The following is a 17,144-nucleotide window of genomic DNA, read 5'->3' as shown; positions in this document are numbered from 1 at the left end:
CTTGGGCGCCCAATACTGGGGAAGTATCTTAACGCACTTTGACTGCTACAATGCATGATTTAAGAAGAGCACACGAGGGTTTGACGCAGGCTTTGCGTTTGCCCAGCAAACACTTTAGCGGGGAGACGTGGAGCGTATGGAGTACAAAACGACGGCAAAGTTGGTCATTCAAGCGTGCGACAAGGATTTGCCGGGCGTGTTCGGCCACGGCTGCGTCTTGTTGCTGCAGGGCATCGCCCGCGAGCATTCGCTCAACCGCGCCGCCAAGAGCATGGGCATGGCGTATTCCAAGGCCTGGCGCATCGTGAACGAGGCCGAAGGCCAGCTGGGCTGCAAACTCATCGAGCGCGACGGAGCCCGCGGATCCACGCTCACGCCCGCCGGAGAGCGAGCCATAGCGGTCTACGAGGAGCTGCAGACCGACATAAACCAGGTCATAGCTGCCAAAGCCGACGCTCTCATCGCCAGCATCAAAGAGTAGCTAATTTGGGACGGGGCTTTTTTAGCTGCACAACCCCTTCTCATAAGTTGCGGTGAAATAGGGACTGTTTATGCGGTTAAAGCCGTAAATCAATCCCTATTTCACCGCAACTTATGGAGTCGAGGATGATTTAGCTAGTTGCGAAGGGCGTTGTCTAGGGTGGACGCTACGACCAGGGGGTCGTCGATGCCGGCGAAGAGGCGGATGGTGCTCCCCTGCTTGCCACGCGGAGCCGAAAGGCGCGTTGTTGGGCCGCCTGCGGGTGATGTGCGGAATTCGTCCGGTAGCATGCTGAAGAATTCGCCCGCGGTGCAGTCCATCAGGTTAAACTCTACTGCCGGGCCAAAACCGTGTTCCAGGATGCCGGTCGCGATGGCATGGTCGGGATGCGAGGTCAGCCCGGGATAGTGCACATCGCGCACCATCTCGTTCGCGGCCAAATACTCGGCCAGTGCACGCGCGCGGTCGAAGTGTGCCTGCATGCGGGTGTCGAGCGTGTCGAGCCCGTGCTCTAGAACCTCAGCCTCATCGGAGGACAAGTCGAGCGCGCCCAATCCGCACCCCTCGATCAACGCATGCGCGCACTCGGCAGCAGCATCCACACGATGGCGCTTGAGCTGCGAGCGCGCGACCGAAGCGGCAACGAGTTTGCGCGGCGCCTTACCGGCACACGCGCGGTCGAGTGCCTCAAGGGACAGCACAGCACCCAGCCGCAGCGGATCGCAGCCAAAGACGTCAGCCACGGTGTTGTCCACAACCAGCAGCGCATGGGCCTCACGCGCTGCCCGACCCAGCGCACGCAGATCGGGCACACGCAGGCCAAGGCCACCGATTGAGTTCACAAACCACCACAGGTGCAGCCCCTCGGCATCAAACGAGCCGGCAAAGCCCTCGGACGCGGCGGCAAACGCTGCGGCCGACGGCTCATCCACCATAGCCACATCGCAGGCATCAAAGCCGCTCGCAAACGCTTCGGTAAAGTCATCCGCAAAGGCCACCAGGCGGTCACCGGGACGCACGATTCCCAGCAGCGACAGCGCTGCCGGCACATGCGGGGCCGCAACAAGACGCGCCTCACGCGAGCCGGCCCTCAAAGCCCAGGCCTCTTCTAGCTGCTGTACATCCACAAGGCACCGTCCCTTCACAAACAAAAACCCACGATGCGGGTGTTCCCCGCATCGTGGGCAACGGCTGCAGTATAGCGCCGATATGCGACGAATCGCCTAGATGTTGAGCGTGTGATAGGTCACGCTCGCACCCGGGGCGTCAACGGTCACGCCATAGGCCTCGGGATAGATGCGCGTCGAAAACACGAGCGCGCCATCGTTCACAAACACCTCGACCGACGAGACATCGCCGACAATGCGCACGTTGCGCACCCCGTCGACGGGCTCCCAGCGCACGGTACGCCCGCAGCCGGCAGAAGCGCGACTCTCATCGGTAAATCGCATCTCAAAGCGCGAGGGCAGTTCGCCCTCGGCGGGCATAAACGCCAGCTTCAGCTCGCCATCAACGGTCGCGGTGAACGCGCCGTCGACACCGTCGACAACAACGTCAAAGCAGGTATCGTCGGCAACCTCAAACGAGCCCTCCCCCACACGCACCGAGGCATAATGGTGCTCAATCTCGCGCGCCGGCTGCTGCAGCACCACGCCGCCGGCACCGGCTGTAAGCTCGCGCGGCACCGTCATGCAGTGCTGCCAGCCGCACACCACGGTGGGCGCGTTGCCATAGGTCGGCTCATCGGGCATGCCCATCCAGCCGATCAAAATGTGGCGACCGTCCTCGGACGTAAACTCCTGCGGAGCATAGAAGTCAAAACCGGCGTCCCACAGGCGGAACTCGCCCAGCTCATAGGCACCGTCACCACCGGTGATGTCACCCGTTACAGGCAAGTAGCCAGCGGCATACACATTACCGCGGTCCCAACGACCGCCCTCGAGCCCCTGGGGCGAGAAGGACAGCCATTTCGCCGGTACACCGCCATCCGTCTCAATCTCCAGATACCCCGGGCACTCCCACATAAAGCCAAAACGCTCGGGCGTAGACACGCGGCTCTCGAGCTCCCAGCTCAGCATATCGGCCGAGCCATACACCAGGATCTCGCCCACGTCGCGTCCGGCACCCTCGCCATGCATGGCGCAAAAACGGCTCTCGACGTGCGGCCCGTCAACTCGACGACGCGCACCCAGCACCATGTGATAACGCCCGTCCGCGTCACGCCACACCTTGGGGTCGCGCACGTGGCAGGTCAAATCCTCGGGATAATCCTCGGACGCCAGCACCACGCGCTTTTGGCTGAACTCCCGACCGGCAAGGCCATCAACGCTCTCGACATACACGGTGTCGGCGCGACGACCGGAGTTGACATAGTCAAAGACGCCGTCCGCGTCGGGGAGCTTAACGTTGCCGGTATAGAGCACGCGAATGCGACCGTCCTCGACCAAAGCCGAGCCCGAGTACACGCCATGGCAATCGAACGGCTCGTCTGGCAGCAGCGGGGCACCAACGTAGTCCCACGTCATAAGATCGCGACTCGTCACATGACCCCAGACCTTAACGCCACCCTCGACATCAAACGGCGCATATTGAAAATAAGCGTGGAACACGCCGTCCGCTTGGCAAAGACCGTTGGGGTCGTTGAGCCAACCCGCCGGCGGCATAATATGGAAGTGCTGGCCATACGCGCCATGACCGCACTCAGAGGCGGCAGCGTCAACAGCGGCAACCAGCTTTGCAAGGTCGCGATCAAGTGCATTAGACATATCAAAGTCCTAACGGATCGAAAGTAACAAGGCGCCAGAGATCGGCAACAGATACGGGAAACGCCCGCGAGCATACAACCCGCGGGCACCCCTCAATCAAAAGCTCTTAGGCCTGCTCGGAAGCCTTAGGCTCGTCCTTGTACAGGACAAACGAGATGGCAAAGGACACGACCGCGGCAACCGCGAACATGATTGCGTACTGCACGGGCTGGGCCAGGCACAGCAGGATACCGAAGATGCCGGTAACGCCTGTGCCGGAGGCGGCAAGCGAGGTGAGCGCGCAGACCAAGGCACCGCAACCGCCACCGATGCAGCCGGCGATGAAGGGCTTAAAGAAGCGAAGGTTCACGCCGAAGATGGCAGGCTCGGTAATGCCCATGAAGGCGGACAGAGCCGAAGGAAGCGCCAGGCCCTTAATCTTGGCATCGCGGGTCTTAAAGGCAACGGCAAGCGCGGCGCCACCTTGGGCGATATTGGCAGCGCTGGCGATGGGCAGCCAGTAGGTCACGCCATACTGGGCGAGCTGGCCCAGGTCGATGGCGGTGTACATCTGGTGGATACCGGTAACGACCGTGGGAGCATAGAACAGGCCGACGATAAAGGAACCGATGCCGAAGGGCAGGGTCAGCAGGGCCTGGATCAGACCGAGGATGGCATTCTCGGCCCACACGAAGATGGGGCCGACGGCAACGAGCGTCACGAGCACGGTCACGAACACCGAGACGAGCGGGGTCACAAAGAGGTCAAACATCTCGGGGACAACCTTGTGGAGGCGCTTCTCGAGGAAGGCCAGAATGGCGCAGGCGATGACGATCGGGATCACATGGCCCTGATAACCGACCCACTCAAAGCTGTACACGCCGGGAATGACAGTGACCATGGTCTGCACGCCCTCGGAGGCAACCGTATAGGCGCTCTGCAGCGAGGAGTTGATAAACGCACCGCCGACGACGGCGCCCAGATACGGGTTGGCGCCAAAGGCCTTAGCGGCGGAGTAACCGATCAGGATCTGCAGAATGCCAAAGGACGTTCCCGAGACCAGGTCGGCGATCTTGTAGATAAAGTTATTGGTGTCGAGCGCGATAAAGCCGTTGGAGGCCATAAAGTTGAGGGCGCTCATAATGCCCAGCAGCAGGCCCGAAGCCACGATGGCGGGGATGATGGGGACAAAGACGTCGCCGAGCACCTTAATGGCACGCATAAAGATGTTCTGCCGCTGCGCCGCGGCCTCCTTGACCTCGGCCTTGGTAGCAGCTTCGACGCCACTGAGCGCGATGAACTCCTCGTAGACCTTGTTGACGGTGCCGGTGCCATAAATAATCTGCAGCTGGCCCTGGGCCTCAAAGACGCCCTTGGCGCCGTCGATATTCTCGAGGGCTTCCTTGTCGACCTTGGCGTTATCGGCGATCACCAGACGCAGACGCGTGGCGCAGTGTGCGGCCGAAACAACGTTGTCGGCGCCACCGATGTTGTCGAGCACCTCTTGGGCTGATTTGCGGTAGTCCATGACTTCCCTTTCCTCCAACGGGCGCATTTGCACCCGGCCATCTTTGACACTTACACTGTAATCGTTTTCAGTTTCATATGTCTGTAATCGTTTTCATAGTAGGGTGAACGGTAGGAAAAAGCCGGCGAATGGTAGTTTTGGGACAAAAACGGGGGGACTCAAAGGTAGGCAGGCACGATCAAGGACTAGACATTCATAAGCTGATAGCCGAGCTTAAGCGTCTTGAGACCGCTCTCCCCCTCCACGCCATCGAGCGTGTTGAGCAACATATTGGTCGCCTCGACGCCACTGGTCAGGTAGCCATAATGCACGGTGGGAATGCCGCCCGTCAGCGCGCGCAAAAACGCATTGTCGCCAAAACCGCTCACGGAGTGTATACCCTCGCCCATGCCTCGAACCTCGTCGATGGCGCGCAGCGCGCCCGCCGCCATGGTGTCGGTCGCGCAGGCGATAAACGAAACATCGGGAGCGACGGAAAGCAGCTCACTCGCCGCACCATAGCCCGAGTCGAGCGTAAACGAGCCCAGGCGAATCAGGCTCGGATCAAGCGCCACGCCCGCGGCGCGCAAGCCGGCCTCAAAACCGCGACGGCGGTCATAGCCGGCCGCGCGGTCCTCTTCGGTAACTCCAATGTAGGCAATCTTGCCGTCCACACGGCCCGCAAGCGCATGGCCCAGCTCAAAGGCGGCCTCGTAATCGTCGTGATAGACGCACGCCGCGCCTTCAACATTCTGGCCGATCAGCACGATGGGCACGCGGCACGACTCAATCGCCCAATGGTGCTCGTCGGTGATCATGGTTGCAACCAGCACAATGCCATCAACTGGGTGGTTTTGGAACAAATCGAGGTATTCGAGCTCGCGATCGGCCGCGTTGTCGGTGTTGGCAAGCAGCATCTGGTAGCCACGGCGACCGAGCACCTGACCAATGCCGGCGGTAATGCGGCTCACGGACTCCGAGTTAATCTTAGGCACGATGACGCCGATGAGCTTGGTGGAGCCGGTGCGCAGCGCGCGAGCCTGGCTGGACCGCACGTATCCTGTCAGCTCAATCGCCTGCTTAATGCGCTCGGCCTTATCCGCCGAGATATATCCACCGTTGAGGTAGCGCGAGACGGCAGCGCTCGAAACGCCCGCCAGCTCGGCCACATCTTTCATACGTACCAAAAAGCACCCCTGACAACGAATTCACAAGCACCATGATACCCAACTATCCATGATACTCGCCGTTGTACTGGATGAGCGTCAGGTCCTCCACGCCGTCGAGCGCGCGAATGGCGTCCGCATAGGGCATGTCAACACCGTCCGAGAACACCTCGACGGCCATCTCCACCTTGTCGCCGCGCATAGTCTTGGACTTGACGGTAAACTTGGTGCGGCCAAATGCACGCACGATATCGTCGCCGGTGGTCTGGCCCGTGTAGTGAATGACCATCATGTACACGCGCGCCTTGTCCTGATGGTTCGCAAAGCTGGCAATCATCACCACGATCACCACAGCCGTGAGCCCCACGAGCGCGTACATGCCGGCGCCGGCCGTAATGCCCGTGGTAATGGCCCAAAACAAATACAGCAGGTCGAGCGGGTCCTTAACCGCCGTACGGTAGCGGACGATAGACAGAGCACCGACCATACCGAGTGAGATGACCACGTTCGTCGAGATCGCGAGCGTGACCATGCAGGTGAGCACGCACATGCCCACAAGCGTCACGGCAAAGCTGCGCGAATACACCACGCCGGTAAAAAAGCGCTTGTACACGTAATAGATCAGGATGCCCATGGCGAGCGCCACGAGCAGCGAAAGGCCAATCTTGGCAGGGTCGACCTGGCCAAACGCCTCCAAGACGGAGTTCTTAAAAAAGTCCCTGGTGCTCATGGTCTAAATATCCCCTCGGTTCTCAAAATCCGATTCCCAGTAATTAAATCCGCGCAGGTAGGCGGTCTTGTCATAACACAGGCAGTACTTAGAGACCGCCGTGAGTTCGGCCGCTCCCGGCGGCACCATATCGCGCACCAGCTGCGGGCAAAACTCCGTAAACTTGACCTCCATCACCAGCTTGCCAGGCTCCAGGACCGGCAGCGCGGGCAGCGTCGCGTCAAAGATGTCGAAACTTCCCACCGCGGCACGCACGTTCATGTCAAACGTAATGCGCACGGTGCCCTCGTCCATCACCCACGGCTCGCGCTCGTAGTCCACGATGGTCCTCGGGCGCATCACGTTGCAGATGCACTCGATGTAGAACTCGCGACAGAGCGGATAGGGGCTCCTCAGCAAAAAGTCGTAGTCGCCAGCCAGAATCTGCTCAAACTCGCCGCGCGTAAGTGGCGCATCCTCCTTGTAAATCCAGCTGCCGTACTTCTTTTTGCGCTCGAGCTTAATAACCTTGTCGCTGCCGTTATAGATGCGTACACGATACTTTTTGCGCATGAGAATACCGGCGTCTTTTTCCTCGTAGGCCGAATTGCAGTAGTCGTCAAAATACAGGCTGCGAATGGTGTAACCACGCGCCCGCGCATGCTTGTCCAGCTTAAACACCGGCGCCATGCGACAGGCAAGCGCAGCGTGCTCGCCCTCGTTAATGAGATATTTGAGCTCGTGGCGGTAACGCTCCCGCGTGGTACGCACAGGCGGGGCCGCCAAGCGCTCAAGCAGCGCGCTAGCCCTCCTCATACGTGTCCTCCACGACCTTACCGCCGTCTTGCACGTAAAAACACTTCATGCCGTAGTGCTTGCCGTCGTCGGTCACATAGTAGTCAAACGCATCTTGCGTATAGCCGTCGGAGTTGTTGGCACGCACGCGCACAAAATACTGGCCGGCATCGGGCGCATCGCAGGTCACCTCGGGAAGCAGCACGTCCTCGGCCTTAAAGACCACGTCGCTTATTGCATAGTCACGCGCAAGCTCCACGGTGTAGCGAATGTCGCGCGCCTCAAAGTCGTAGGACGCATCCCAGTTAATACGCAGCTTACCGTTATCGATCTGCGGCACGCCGATGTAGAACGGCATGGGCTTTTTAAAACTCTCGCGAAAGCTCTTGTAGTTCTCCTCAATCTCGGAGGGAATCGCCGCGGCGATCTGCTCGTATTGGTCCTTGGTGACAGGCAGATGGTCGATATCGGGCGAAGCAAAGACCAGCGATTCAGTAACCTCGCGGTAGTGCTTGATCATCTTGCTCAGGCGTGCCTCGGTCATATACGAACGCAGGTCCTTGACGGCGCGGTCGAGCTCGCTGCGGAACGATTTGCTGCGAAGCGCACGATTGAACAGTACGTTGCCCCAGTAGTTGCTTGCGCCGCGCTCCCAGCTCGCGTAGTCCGAAAACCCGGTAAGAGATAGCTCCAGCTTACGCAGCATGCCGTCGTTATCCCAATCTAAAAAGTACCAGGTATTTGAGTTGAGAGGACTGTACAGATAGCAGTTACGGTTCTGCGTATCGCAGTTGCCCGTCAGAATCTGAAACGCCAGCCAATAAACCAGATTCTCGGAATCAAAGTAGGTGTCGAGCACGTCATCGATCTTTTGCGATTCGTCGTTAAGCGCATCGAGCATCTCGATAAGCTTGGTGTGGTCCGAATCGCCCTTAATCTCGAGCATGCCCTCAAAGTTTGCCTGGTTGTAGTCGGGATCGTCGGCGAGCTTAATGGTGTCCTCGTAGCGATGGAAATCGAAGCTGTTCACCTTATACAGATGCCCGTTCTTATCCAAGCCGTGCGCCTTAAGCGCCGTCTTGTTGAGCTGCTCCACCTGCGTAAACAGGCCGTAGTCCTGAAAGGTGTCGTTGGACTTTTCGGTCTGGTCGCACACCCACAGATGCACAAACTGTGTGCGCAGGCCCATCATCTGGGGAATCCCACGGATAAGGTCGTAGGCCATCTTGTTGCGAAAACGCATACCCTCGCCCATGTGCTTGTTGAGCGCAATCGCGCGCTGTTGGCGCCAGGTACCCTTGCCCTTTTTGAGCTCCACCTTGTAATTCTTTTGCGAGTTATTGCTCGAGGTCTGGCCGCGCACCTGCACGGTAGCATTGGGCGCTTCCTCGCCATAGCCAACCTCGCCGGCAACTGGTCCCTCTTCGTCGCCCGGCTGCAGCAGGCCCATAACCTGATAGCGCGTCACGCCCATGTCGGCATAGTCATACACCGAGTACGTGTTGATCTCGGCCCAGCTGTGGTCAGTGTTCTCGGAGCTGTTGCCGCGCGAGACCGTCAGGTACATGGTCACAATACCCGAGTCGTCGTAGACCTCGTAGAGCTCGTCCTTGTCGCGCAGGTGTTTGGCCTCATTCGAGGCCTCAGCCTTTTTAATCTTGTCCTGCTTTTTGACCTTTTTAGTCGAGGATTCGTCCTGAGACGAACAGCCCGAAAGCAACAGCGCGCCGGCAGCCGCCTCAATCAGGCGACGGCGAGACATCATCCTATCGGTCATCAGAACCTCCCCAATGGTTGCGATACACACGGACCATCGTGCGCTCAAACGCGCCATGTGGCTCACCCTTATGGCGACCTTCCTCATAGCGCTGCTCGGCACGATCGAGCAAGCGGCCCAGCTGTGTAAACCAGCCCGTCTTGTCAGTAGCCACAATGGGCTGCTGGCTCAGGATACGATACGGCAAGTTGGCGGTATAGGTATCGAGCCGCAGCAGCGCCACGATAAAAAACACCGCTGAACCCAACAAAAAGCCAAAGCCGTAAAACTGCTGCGGCAAGAGCAGAGAAACGGCAGTCGCCAGCCCGGCCACACCGGCAAACAGCCCCGAGGCAAGCACGGCCCCCTTGTAGTCGGTAAAGTACAGCAAGATGAGCAACAACGTATTGCCCACGGCATACAGGCCGTAGCCCACGCATAACGTGCGGAAATACCCGTGCATCAGGTTGTTAAAGCCCAACGGTAGGGCCGACAGCACCGTGGTCTCGAGCGAGATGACCGCCGCCGTCACAAACAGTTGCTTGAGCGCACAAAAGCGCAGTTCTCGGTTGAGCGTGGCAAGCATTTCCTCCTCGGCCACCACAATATCGCCTACCACGCCGCCGTCGTTGAACAGGCTGTAGTAGTCGCGGTAGCGTGGATAGAAGTTGACCTCGACCGAGACCACAAAGTTGACGGTCGTGACCAGGATCGTCAAAAACGCGATGAGCGCCGGCACATCGTAGTAGGGCGCACCATAAAACAAGCCCTTGACCTGCACGCCAATGGGACCGGCCCAAATAATCACCAGGTGCGCAAAGAGTCCCAGATTGGTTAATAGGCCCGTGAGCGCCAGCGACATAAACTGATCGAGCCACTGCAAAAAGAGCCAGGGGCTGCGGTCGCTCTGAGGAAAATACCGGTACAGCAGTACCACGTCCCAGGCGAGCATGACGCCGTAGCCCAGAGCAATTGATGCCAACAGGCCCTCGACCGGCGGCAGCCCCAGTGCCAGCGCGGCCAGGGCGCAGAGGCACGCCAGGCCAATGGCGGCCGCAAAGCTGCGCAGGATGCCGCGGTAGTCTTTGATGGCCGTGAGATAGCTCATGCCGTTCCAGTTGACGATCATAATATTGAACAGCCACAGGCATAGCAGCCCCTGCAGCAGCGTGGCGCCCGAGAACAGCAGAAAGACACCGTAGAGCACCGTGCCCGCAACGAGCATGATGGCGTTGGAGCCCCAAAACGAAGGCAGAATCTCATCCTCGCGCTCGGCAAAAAGCATATCGGCCAAAAAGCGCGTGACCGGCATAGAGAAAAAGCTTGTGAGCGTGAGCGACGCCAGTAGCGTATAGGTCACCATGCACACCAGCAGGTCCTGGTTGGCTCGGCCCACGCCCCACAGACCGCACAGCACCAAGATACCCACCTGGAGTAACACACCCAGCAGCATGGGGCCCGTGCACACAATGCCAGCGTAGCCATAGGCGCGCATCGTGGCAAACAGACCCTTGCGCCTAAACAGGCGCTTGAGCTCAAAACCGATTCCGGCCACCGGCTACTCCCCCTCTCTGGGCAGGTCAAACGCACGCGCAGTCTCGTCGTACAGTGCGCGATAGTTGGCGAGCATCTGCTCGTGCAAAAAGTACGTGGCAACGCGACGCTGGCCGCGCTCCCCCATCTCAATGCGACGAGCGCGGCTCACGCACATGCGTTCCATGGCATCGGCCAAGCCCTTGCGATACATGGGCGGCGTCACAAAACCCGCCACGCCAAAGTCGTCACCCGGGGCGCCTTCGAGCAGCTCACGGCAGCAGCCCACCTCGGTCGTCACGCAGGGACGGCGCGCTGCAAGCGACTCCAGCACGCTGAGCGGCTGGCCCTCGGAGATACTCGTCAAAATGGTAAAGTCGAGCTTTTCCATGTACTCGACCACGTTGACGCGGCCGGTAAAGATCAGGTCGCGCACGCCCAGGGTTTCGACCAGCACGTGGCACTCGGCGCCGTACTCCTCGTCGTCCACGCCGCCCATGATGTGCAGGCGCACCTTGGGCAGGCGCTCGTGCAGCTCAAAGAAGGCATAAATCATGGTCTTGACGTCCTTGATGGGCGCCAGGCGCACCACCGCGCCAATGTCCACCCAGCCGTCATCGGGCTTTAAGGGGATGTCCTTAAAGCGGTCGAACTGGATGCCATTGGGGATGACCAGGCATTTGTCCGCATCGCAGCCCATATCGACCTGCGTCTTGCGGGCGTTATGGAACAAACTCGTCACACGAAAGGCGCGGCGGTAGATCTCCTCCGAAAGCAGGTAGAAAAAGCGAATCCAGCGGTCCTTAAACGACGGCACCACCCAATCGGCGCGAATGATCTCTTCCTCGCGCTCGCGGGTATAGATGCCATGCTCGGTCAGCAGCACCGGCGCATGGTGAACGTTTGAGCCCAGGCAGGCGAGCAGGCCACCGTAGCCAGTCGAGATGGCATGGTACACATCGGCCACCGGCACCTCGCTGCCCAACAGGTAGAGCACGGGCAGCAACATGGAGCGCATGGTGTGGAATGCATCGGCAAAGGGCGTGTAGGGGTACTCGGCCAGGCACACGTCGCGAAAGATATCAATAAACGTGCGGCTCTGCAAAAACGAGAGCGGATGCACGCGACGGCGGTGGAAGATATCGAATAACACGTCCCAGTCCGGATTGGAGAGCGACACCAGACGGCGTAGCGCCTCACGCTCACGGTCGTTAAAACTGGCTTCATGTTGCTCGCCCGAAAGCCGCAGGGCATCGTCCAGGAACACCTCGTGCACCTCGACCACGTTGCCGGGCAGCTCGTAGACAAACTTGCCACGGTCGGCAGCATGCGCGCCGATCACCCACAGCACAAACTCGTGCTCGGGCATGGCCGTAATGTAGCCATGCATCCAGGTAGATACGCCGCCGTGCACATAGGGGTAGCAACCCTCGAGTACCAAGCAGATTCTCATTTATCGCCACCCTCCTTGCACTCGATCGTCACGGTCTTATCATTTGCCTTGAGCAGATACAGATTACCCGTAAGGTGCGTCAGTTCGCCACCCGTCACCGCACCCGGCTCGCCATTATTGGCGCGGAACATGAGCCACGCCTCGTCGTGGAAATTGCCCAGGTTGAGCGTCCAGGCATCCGCGCTGGTATCCACGCTCACCGTAACCGACGAAAAGCGCTGAATGGCGCCCGAGCACTCCGACGCCGTCTGGTGCCGCAGGTCGGGCGCGGATTTGGTAAGCCACTCCTGGTAGTCGACCAGGCCGCCCTTGTAGACCTCCCAGCCCTCCTTGGCACCACGATCGGGATCGAGCAAGTCGTCCGGGTGCATAAAATGCGTACTCACGTAGTGCATGTTGAGCTCGGACACGGCTGCCAGACGCATATAGGAATCGTTGACCATGCCGCCCGAAACAATACGTGGCTGCTCCACAATGCCATCGCTCGCCACGCCAAACTCCTGCACGTACGGCAGGTCGGTGCCATCCTCAAAATACGTGCTGGCGATGGTCTTAATGCGCGGAACGTCAGTGCCAATGAGCTTGCGCGCTCGGGCCGAAAGGATATTCGACGGCGGTACGTAAACCGAGCCGTGAGCGTTGGGCAGGACCTCGTCCTGGAAGGCTATAAGCTCGTTGAGCGAAGCGACGAGCGTCTCTTTGTTCTTCCAGGTCTTGTAGACGTACAGCGTGCCGTAGTCGGTGTCCCAGAGCGCCAGAGGCTGATGGTTGTAGCCGTGAAAGCCCAGCTCACCGCCCATCTGCAGCAGCATGCCACCAAAATAGCGGAACTGCGTGGTATCGGCCTGTCGCGCGGGCTCGGTCTGGTTGACCGCGTCCTCGTAGTTTTCGATCATCACGCCGGTATAGCGAATGCCGTATTTTTGCGCGAGCTTTTGCAGATCAGGCCACCAGACCTTGGTGTAAAAATCGGCAATGAAAAGGCCGTAGTCACGCTTGATATAAGTACCGTCGCCCGAGGGCACGGGGCTAGGAAAGTCGTCCAAATAGAACACGGCGCTGTTGATGACCGGATAGGCCGTGGCATCACCCAGCAAGCTTATGGCCGAAGCATAGAACCCACGCATGACCTTGTCGTAGATGCCAATGTTGCACACCACGGTGTGACCACTGCCGCAATCGTTAGACCAAATGAGCGGCGTGCCCGCGTCACCGGTCTTTGCCCAGACGTGCGCCGTTTCGCGCAATGAAACCGAAAGTGAAGAATCGAAGGGATCCGAGAACTCGTAGCGCTCTCCTCCGCCCAGCATAAAGTCCTCACTCGGAACGATACTTTCGGCTGTCGCATAGTCATATCCGGCCGATTCGATCCCAAACTTGGAAGCAATAGCCTGCAGGCAGTTCGAGTTATCTGGCGTCATGCCCAGCATGAGTGAGCCGCCCGCACTCACCCAACTCATCAGATCGGTCAGATGCGTACCCAGTCCGTCAAGCGAGGGCATGAGCACAATCACGCGATCAAACGACGCGAGCGATGGGATCGCGTCCGCACCGTCGGTGGCAATATCAACATCGCGATGGGCAATCTTCATGTCCAGCAAAATCTGGTCGAACTGGTCTTTGACATTGTCGACGCCATCTTGGTCCGAGTCGGTAATGACCAGGCACGTGGGCTTTTGGCCAAAGATTGCCGAGGAGGCCGGCACCGCATCGTTGGCGGCAAGCATCCCCAGCTTATGCCGGCCCGCACTGTACTGCACGCCGGCACGCTCCACCAGCAGCACGGCGGCCATGGCAATAAAGACCGCCCACACCACGAGGAGTCCCATCCAACGAAAGCGGCCTGTACGGTCGCGAATATGTTGCGCCACGCTCATCTGGCCTCCTCCCCGTCGCGCCAAAACGCCAACTTTTCGCGGTTGTCGGCGCTCAAATACACATGTTGTTTGTCAATCGCATCGATCACACGGTGGACCTCGTCACCGTCGCGGCGCATCACGGCCAGGCGCAGGCAAAGCATCCAAACCTCCTGCTCCTCGGGCACGTCGAGCACCAGCTGGTCGGTCACGGCCTGCGCCTCGTCGATCTGTCCGACATCGGCCAGCGCCGTCGCGTATCGAATGCGCAGCTCAAGGGTATCCTCGCGCTCGCAGCGACGCGCAAGCAGGCGCGCGTACTGTTGGCGCTGAATCTGAGCCACGCGCCCCTCGGCCAAGCCCGAGCCCAAGTATTCACCAAGAAAATCACAGTATTCGATGAGGTTTTGCGCGCTCGGGTCCGTCTTAAAGGCGCGCTCCAGCTGCTGCAGTTTAAGGTCGGACTCCTTGGAGATCTGCGCCACCGCCGTCGCGGCATAGTGCGCCACCTCAACGTCGTCGTTAAGCTTAGCCGCCTGCAACTGCGCCAGGTACGCGTCGGGCTCCTCGGTGAGCATGGAGAGCATTAGACGGCGCCGGTATGCCGGGTCGTTGACGATGAGCGCCTCCTCGAGCGGGACCACGGCCGCATCGGCGTCACGGTCGTGCACCAGGATGCTGCGATGCAGGTCGTCGTTAAAGCGCAGCGACTCCAGCGCAGACTCTTTCAGCCCCTCGCCAAACACCGCGCTGCGGACCGATAGCAAAACCACCAGCAACGGGCCCCACAGCGGCACAAGCACTATCACAGCCAACATGTGCCCGCGCACCGGCAACAGGCCCAGCTTCATGAGCGTCCACAGCATCAGGCAAACCAGCGCATGAATCAGCAGCAAGACGGCAGCAACAACAAGCGAGATCAAGCGGCACCCCCCTCACCGTCACCGGTGTAAGAGATGTGCTGCAGCAGCGCCACGATATCCTCGCCATCGACGGGCTCCACCGCAATCTGCTTTGCGCTCAGGCGCTCGCGGATAATGGGAAGATCGCACGCCTTTGCCTGGCGCATAAGCAGGTAGAGCACGTTGCCGTCGACCAAGCCCGCCGCGTCGCTCTCGCGGATTGCTGACCCAATTGCGCCCACCAGCTCGCCGACAGGCTCCATGCCCGGTACCACGCGAAGGAGCAAAAAACTCCCCATCTTGCTATCTGCCAGCGCCTGCTCCGCCGCGAGCTCTTGGCCAAAGGCCGCCTGCTTGAGCACGCAAGTACCGTCAACGCAGCGTTTATCCTGCGCCACCGCCTCATAGTCAAAGGCACGGCCCAGCGCGCTTTCGACCAGCCCGCACAAGATGCGGAACAGGTTTTGATAATAGAGGGTCATTTGGTTTTCGGCCGCACGACGCACAAAGATCAACACGGCGGGTGCCCCGTCGCGCTCGATCGTGTATCCAAACATGGGAAGCCCCGGCGTCAGCTCGCGGTTCACCCACAGGTTCGAACGACCCCCGTCACCCAAAAGAGGTGCAAGCTGCTCAAGCGTGAGTGAGCGTGCGGCATCTTCGGCAATCGCGGGACTTGCTGCCACCAGGCGTGCAAATGCCCCGCCCGAAACATGGTAGATCGCCACCGAATCGATCTCGAGGATCTCGCCCAGAAGCTCGCAGCACTTGCGATAGATATCGCGTGGGTTGAGCACGTCGAGCTCCTGTGTCACGGCAAAGATCTTGCCAAAGCTGTCGTGGCGACCCACGATCTGGCGCCTGTACGCGCGCTTGTCCTCGATCGCGTCGTGGTAGAGCTGTGTGAGGAACGTATTGCGGTTGCGCACGAGCTCGTTTTGATCGCGCTCCGCCCTAATGGCCTCGCTGTTGCGCAGCTGCACATAGCCGCACACGGCACCCACCACAAAGTACGCAATAAACGGCAGCCAGTTGGACGGCTCGTAGAACAGGCCCTGGAAGGTATAGCCGTACTGAGTAAAGTAGCTCGCGGCCAAACCCACCGACGCCAGCAGCGCCGCAACCAGGCCAAAGTCCAAACCATACAGCGTGCCGATCAACACCACGTAGAGCAGGCGATAATCGAGCACGTTGAGCTGGGCCGATTGTGAGAACAGATGCTCCAGCACCTCGAACAGAACCCAGGCAACGCCCGTCTCCAGGCATTTAATAGGCAGCGCGCGCATCTGGATGCGGTCGATGGCGGCACGCAGCGGGTTGACCTTCTTTGCGCGGCCAGCATCCCAACGCGCTTGAATGGTCGAAAGATCGCGCAGCAAGTCGTAACGCTGAAACCAGCCATAGCGCACGCGAGCGACGTCACTGGCGGGCAGGGCGTAGCCAGCAGAATCGCCATAGGCAACGGCAAGGCCGGGGAACAACGCCTTGAGGGCCTCGCCCACCTCACCTGGCGTGTGATGGAAGGTATCGGCTACGTCGAGTGTCTCAAAGTTGCCATCCCAGCTGTCGAAGATACGGCGTACCAGCACCGCAAGTTCCTCGGCACACAGCAGGGGAAACGCCGCATCCTGCGCGCCCTGTAGAGCGACCGATCCGGTTGAGCACGCATCGAACAACGACACCAAAAACGGGTCCTCCAGCGCGGCGGACGCGGTATACAGGAACGGTACGCGCAGGATCTTGGTTTGAACGCCCTCGCGAGCAGCGTAGTAGCGGCACAGGTCGTTGGCTGCGCGCGCGATAATGCCCTTGCCCGTTCGCCCCGCGGCATCGGCGGCACCCTCGGCACCCGCGGGCCCTGCTATATACAGCAGTTGGACCCGGCGACCCGCGCACGCACGAAAGACCGTGCGCAGCAGCTCGATATCGCCCACGGTATCGGTATGCGGGGTAAGGTAATTGGATAGGTAGACCATGCGGTCGAACTCGTAGGCCTGCTCCAAGTGCTGGAGCAGCTCTTTCCACGAGGCATGGGGCGACGACTCGTCGCGGTACGCGTCCTGCGCGGCTACGACCTGCACATGGTCCCCGGGGAACGCCTTGGCACAAAAGTCATCGTCAACATATGCGGTGTTGCCAACAACCAGCACCTCCATGGCGCACCCCTCCCCTAAAATCCACTTTTGTCATAGTCAAACATGCGTATTTTACGCTGTTAACACGAGCTGGAACGCCTTTAAGG

Annotated in this window: 13 protein-coding genes; 1 reads left to right on the top strand and 12 read right to left on the bottom strand. The window is 59.8% G+C overall.

Going from position 1 to position 17,144, the window contains the following annotated elements:
- The first annotated feature begins 136 nt into the window (after nucleotides 1-136).
- A complete protein-coding gene (locus ACKUTP_RS07270) occupies nucleotides 137-481 on the top strand; it encodes a winged helix-turn-helix domain-containing protein (protein ID WP_161116080.1) in 345 nt (114 codons plus the stop codon).
- 134 nt (nucleotides 482-615) lie between these two features.
- Here ACKUTP_RS07270 and ACKUTP_RS07265 read toward each other — a convergent pair whose 3' ends face one another.
- The 12 genes from ACKUTP_RS07265 to ACKUTP_RS07210 all read right to left on the bottom strand — a co-directional run bounded on the left by ACKUTP_RS07265 (nucleotide 616) and on the right by ACKUTP_RS07210 (nucleotide 17,058).
- Complete coding sequence (locus ACKUTP_RS07265) at nucleotides 616-1,608, bottom strand: PLP-dependent transferase (RefSeq protein WP_161116081.1); 993 nt, start codon at nucleotides 1,606-1,608, stop codon at nucleotides 616-618.
- Between the two features lie 96 nt (nucleotides 1,609-1,704).
- Nucleotides 1,705-3,246, bottom strand: coding sequence for a glycoside hydrolase family 32 protein (locus tag ACKUTP_RS07260; RefSeq protein WP_409063958.1), 1,542 nt, complete (start codon nucleotides 3,244-3,246; stop codon nucleotides 1,705-1,707).
- Nucleotides 3,247-3,352: 106 nt separating this feature from the next.
- Entirely contained in the window at nucleotides 3,353-4,753 is a 1,401-nt protein-coding gene (locus tag ACKUTP_RS07255; RefSeq protein ID WP_409063957.1) for a PTS transporter subunit EIIC, read from the bottom strand.
- Nucleotides 4,754-4,938: 185 nt separating this feature from the next.
- A complete protein-coding gene (locus ACKUTP_RS07250; RefSeq protein ID WP_409064223.1) occupies nucleotides 4,939-5,910 on the bottom strand; it encodes a LacI family DNA-binding transcriptional regulator in 972 nt (323 codons plus the stop codon).
- Nucleotides 5,911-5,962: 52 nt separating this feature from the next.
- Nucleotides 5,963-6,628, bottom strand: coding sequence for a DUF4956 domain-containing protein (locus ACKUTP_RS07245; protein ID WP_409063956.1), 666 nt, complete (start codon nucleotides 6,626-6,628; stop codon nucleotides 5,963-5,965).
- A gap of 3 nt (nucleotides 6,629-6,631) precedes the next feature.
- A complete protein-coding gene (locus tag ACKUTP_RS07240) occupies nucleotides 6,632-7,423 on the bottom strand; it encodes a polyphosphate polymerase domain-containing protein (RefSeq protein ID WP_409063955.1) in 792 nt (263 codons plus the stop codon).
- The gene (locus ACKUTP_RS07235; protein WP_409063954.1) at nucleotides 7,410-9,179 is read right to left on the bottom strand and encodes a CotH kinase family protein; all 1,770 of its coding nucleotides are present in this window, start codon (nucleotides 9,177-9,179) and stop codon (nucleotides 7,410-7,412) included. The genes ACKUTP_RS07240 and ACKUTP_RS07235 overlap by 14 nt, the downstream gene beginning before the upstream one ends.
- The gene (gene pelG, locus ACKUTP_RS07230) at nucleotides 9,169-10,713 is read right to left on the bottom strand and encodes an exopolysaccharide Pel transporter PelG (RefSeq protein WP_409063953.1); all 1,545 of its coding nucleotides are present in this window, start codon (nucleotides 10,711-10,713) and stop codon (nucleotides 9,169-9,171) included. The genes ACKUTP_RS07235 and pelG overlap by 11 nt, the downstream gene beginning before the upstream one ends.
- Nucleotides 10,714-10,716: 3 nt before the next feature.
- The gene (pelF, locus tag ACKUTP_RS07225; RefSeq protein WP_409063952.1) at nucleotides 10,717-12,144 is read right to left on the bottom strand and encodes a GT4 family glycosyltransferase PelF; all 1,428 of its coding nucleotides are present in this window, start codon (nucleotides 12,142-12,144) and stop codon (nucleotides 10,717-10,719) included.
- A complete protein-coding gene (locus tag ACKUTP_RS07220) occupies nucleotides 12,141-14,021 on the bottom strand; it encodes a DUF2194 domain-containing protein (RefSeq protein WP_409063951.1) in 1,881 nt (626 codons plus the stop codon). Before ACKUTP_RS07220 ends, pelF begins: the two co-directional genes overlap by 4 nt.
- Nucleotides 14,018-14,923: a hypothetical protein gene (locus ACKUTP_RS07215; protein WP_409063950.1), complete on the bottom strand. Its 906-nt coding sequence runs from the start codon at nucleotides 14,921-14,923 to the stop codon at nucleotides 14,018-14,020. Before ACKUTP_RS07215 ends, ACKUTP_RS07220 begins: the two co-directional genes overlap by 4 nt.
- The gene (locus tag ACKUTP_RS07210) at nucleotides 14,920-17,058 is read right to left on the bottom strand and encodes a hypothetical protein (RefSeq protein ID WP_409063949.1); all 2,139 of its coding nucleotides are present in this window, start codon (nucleotides 17,056-17,058) and stop codon (nucleotides 14,920-14,922) included. Before ACKUTP_RS07210 ends, ACKUTP_RS07215 begins: the two co-directional genes overlap by 4 nt.
- Nucleotides 17,059-17,144: the final 86 nt, after the last annotated feature.

Origin of the sequence: Collinsella sp. wc0529, assembly GCF_046116875.1 — a bacterium.
In the GTDB taxonomy this organism is placed as follows: Bacteria; Actinomycetota; Coriobacteriia; order Coriobacteriales; family Coriobacteriaceae; genus Collinsella.
This window is presented reverse-complemented; position numbering and strand designations above follow the sequence as displayed.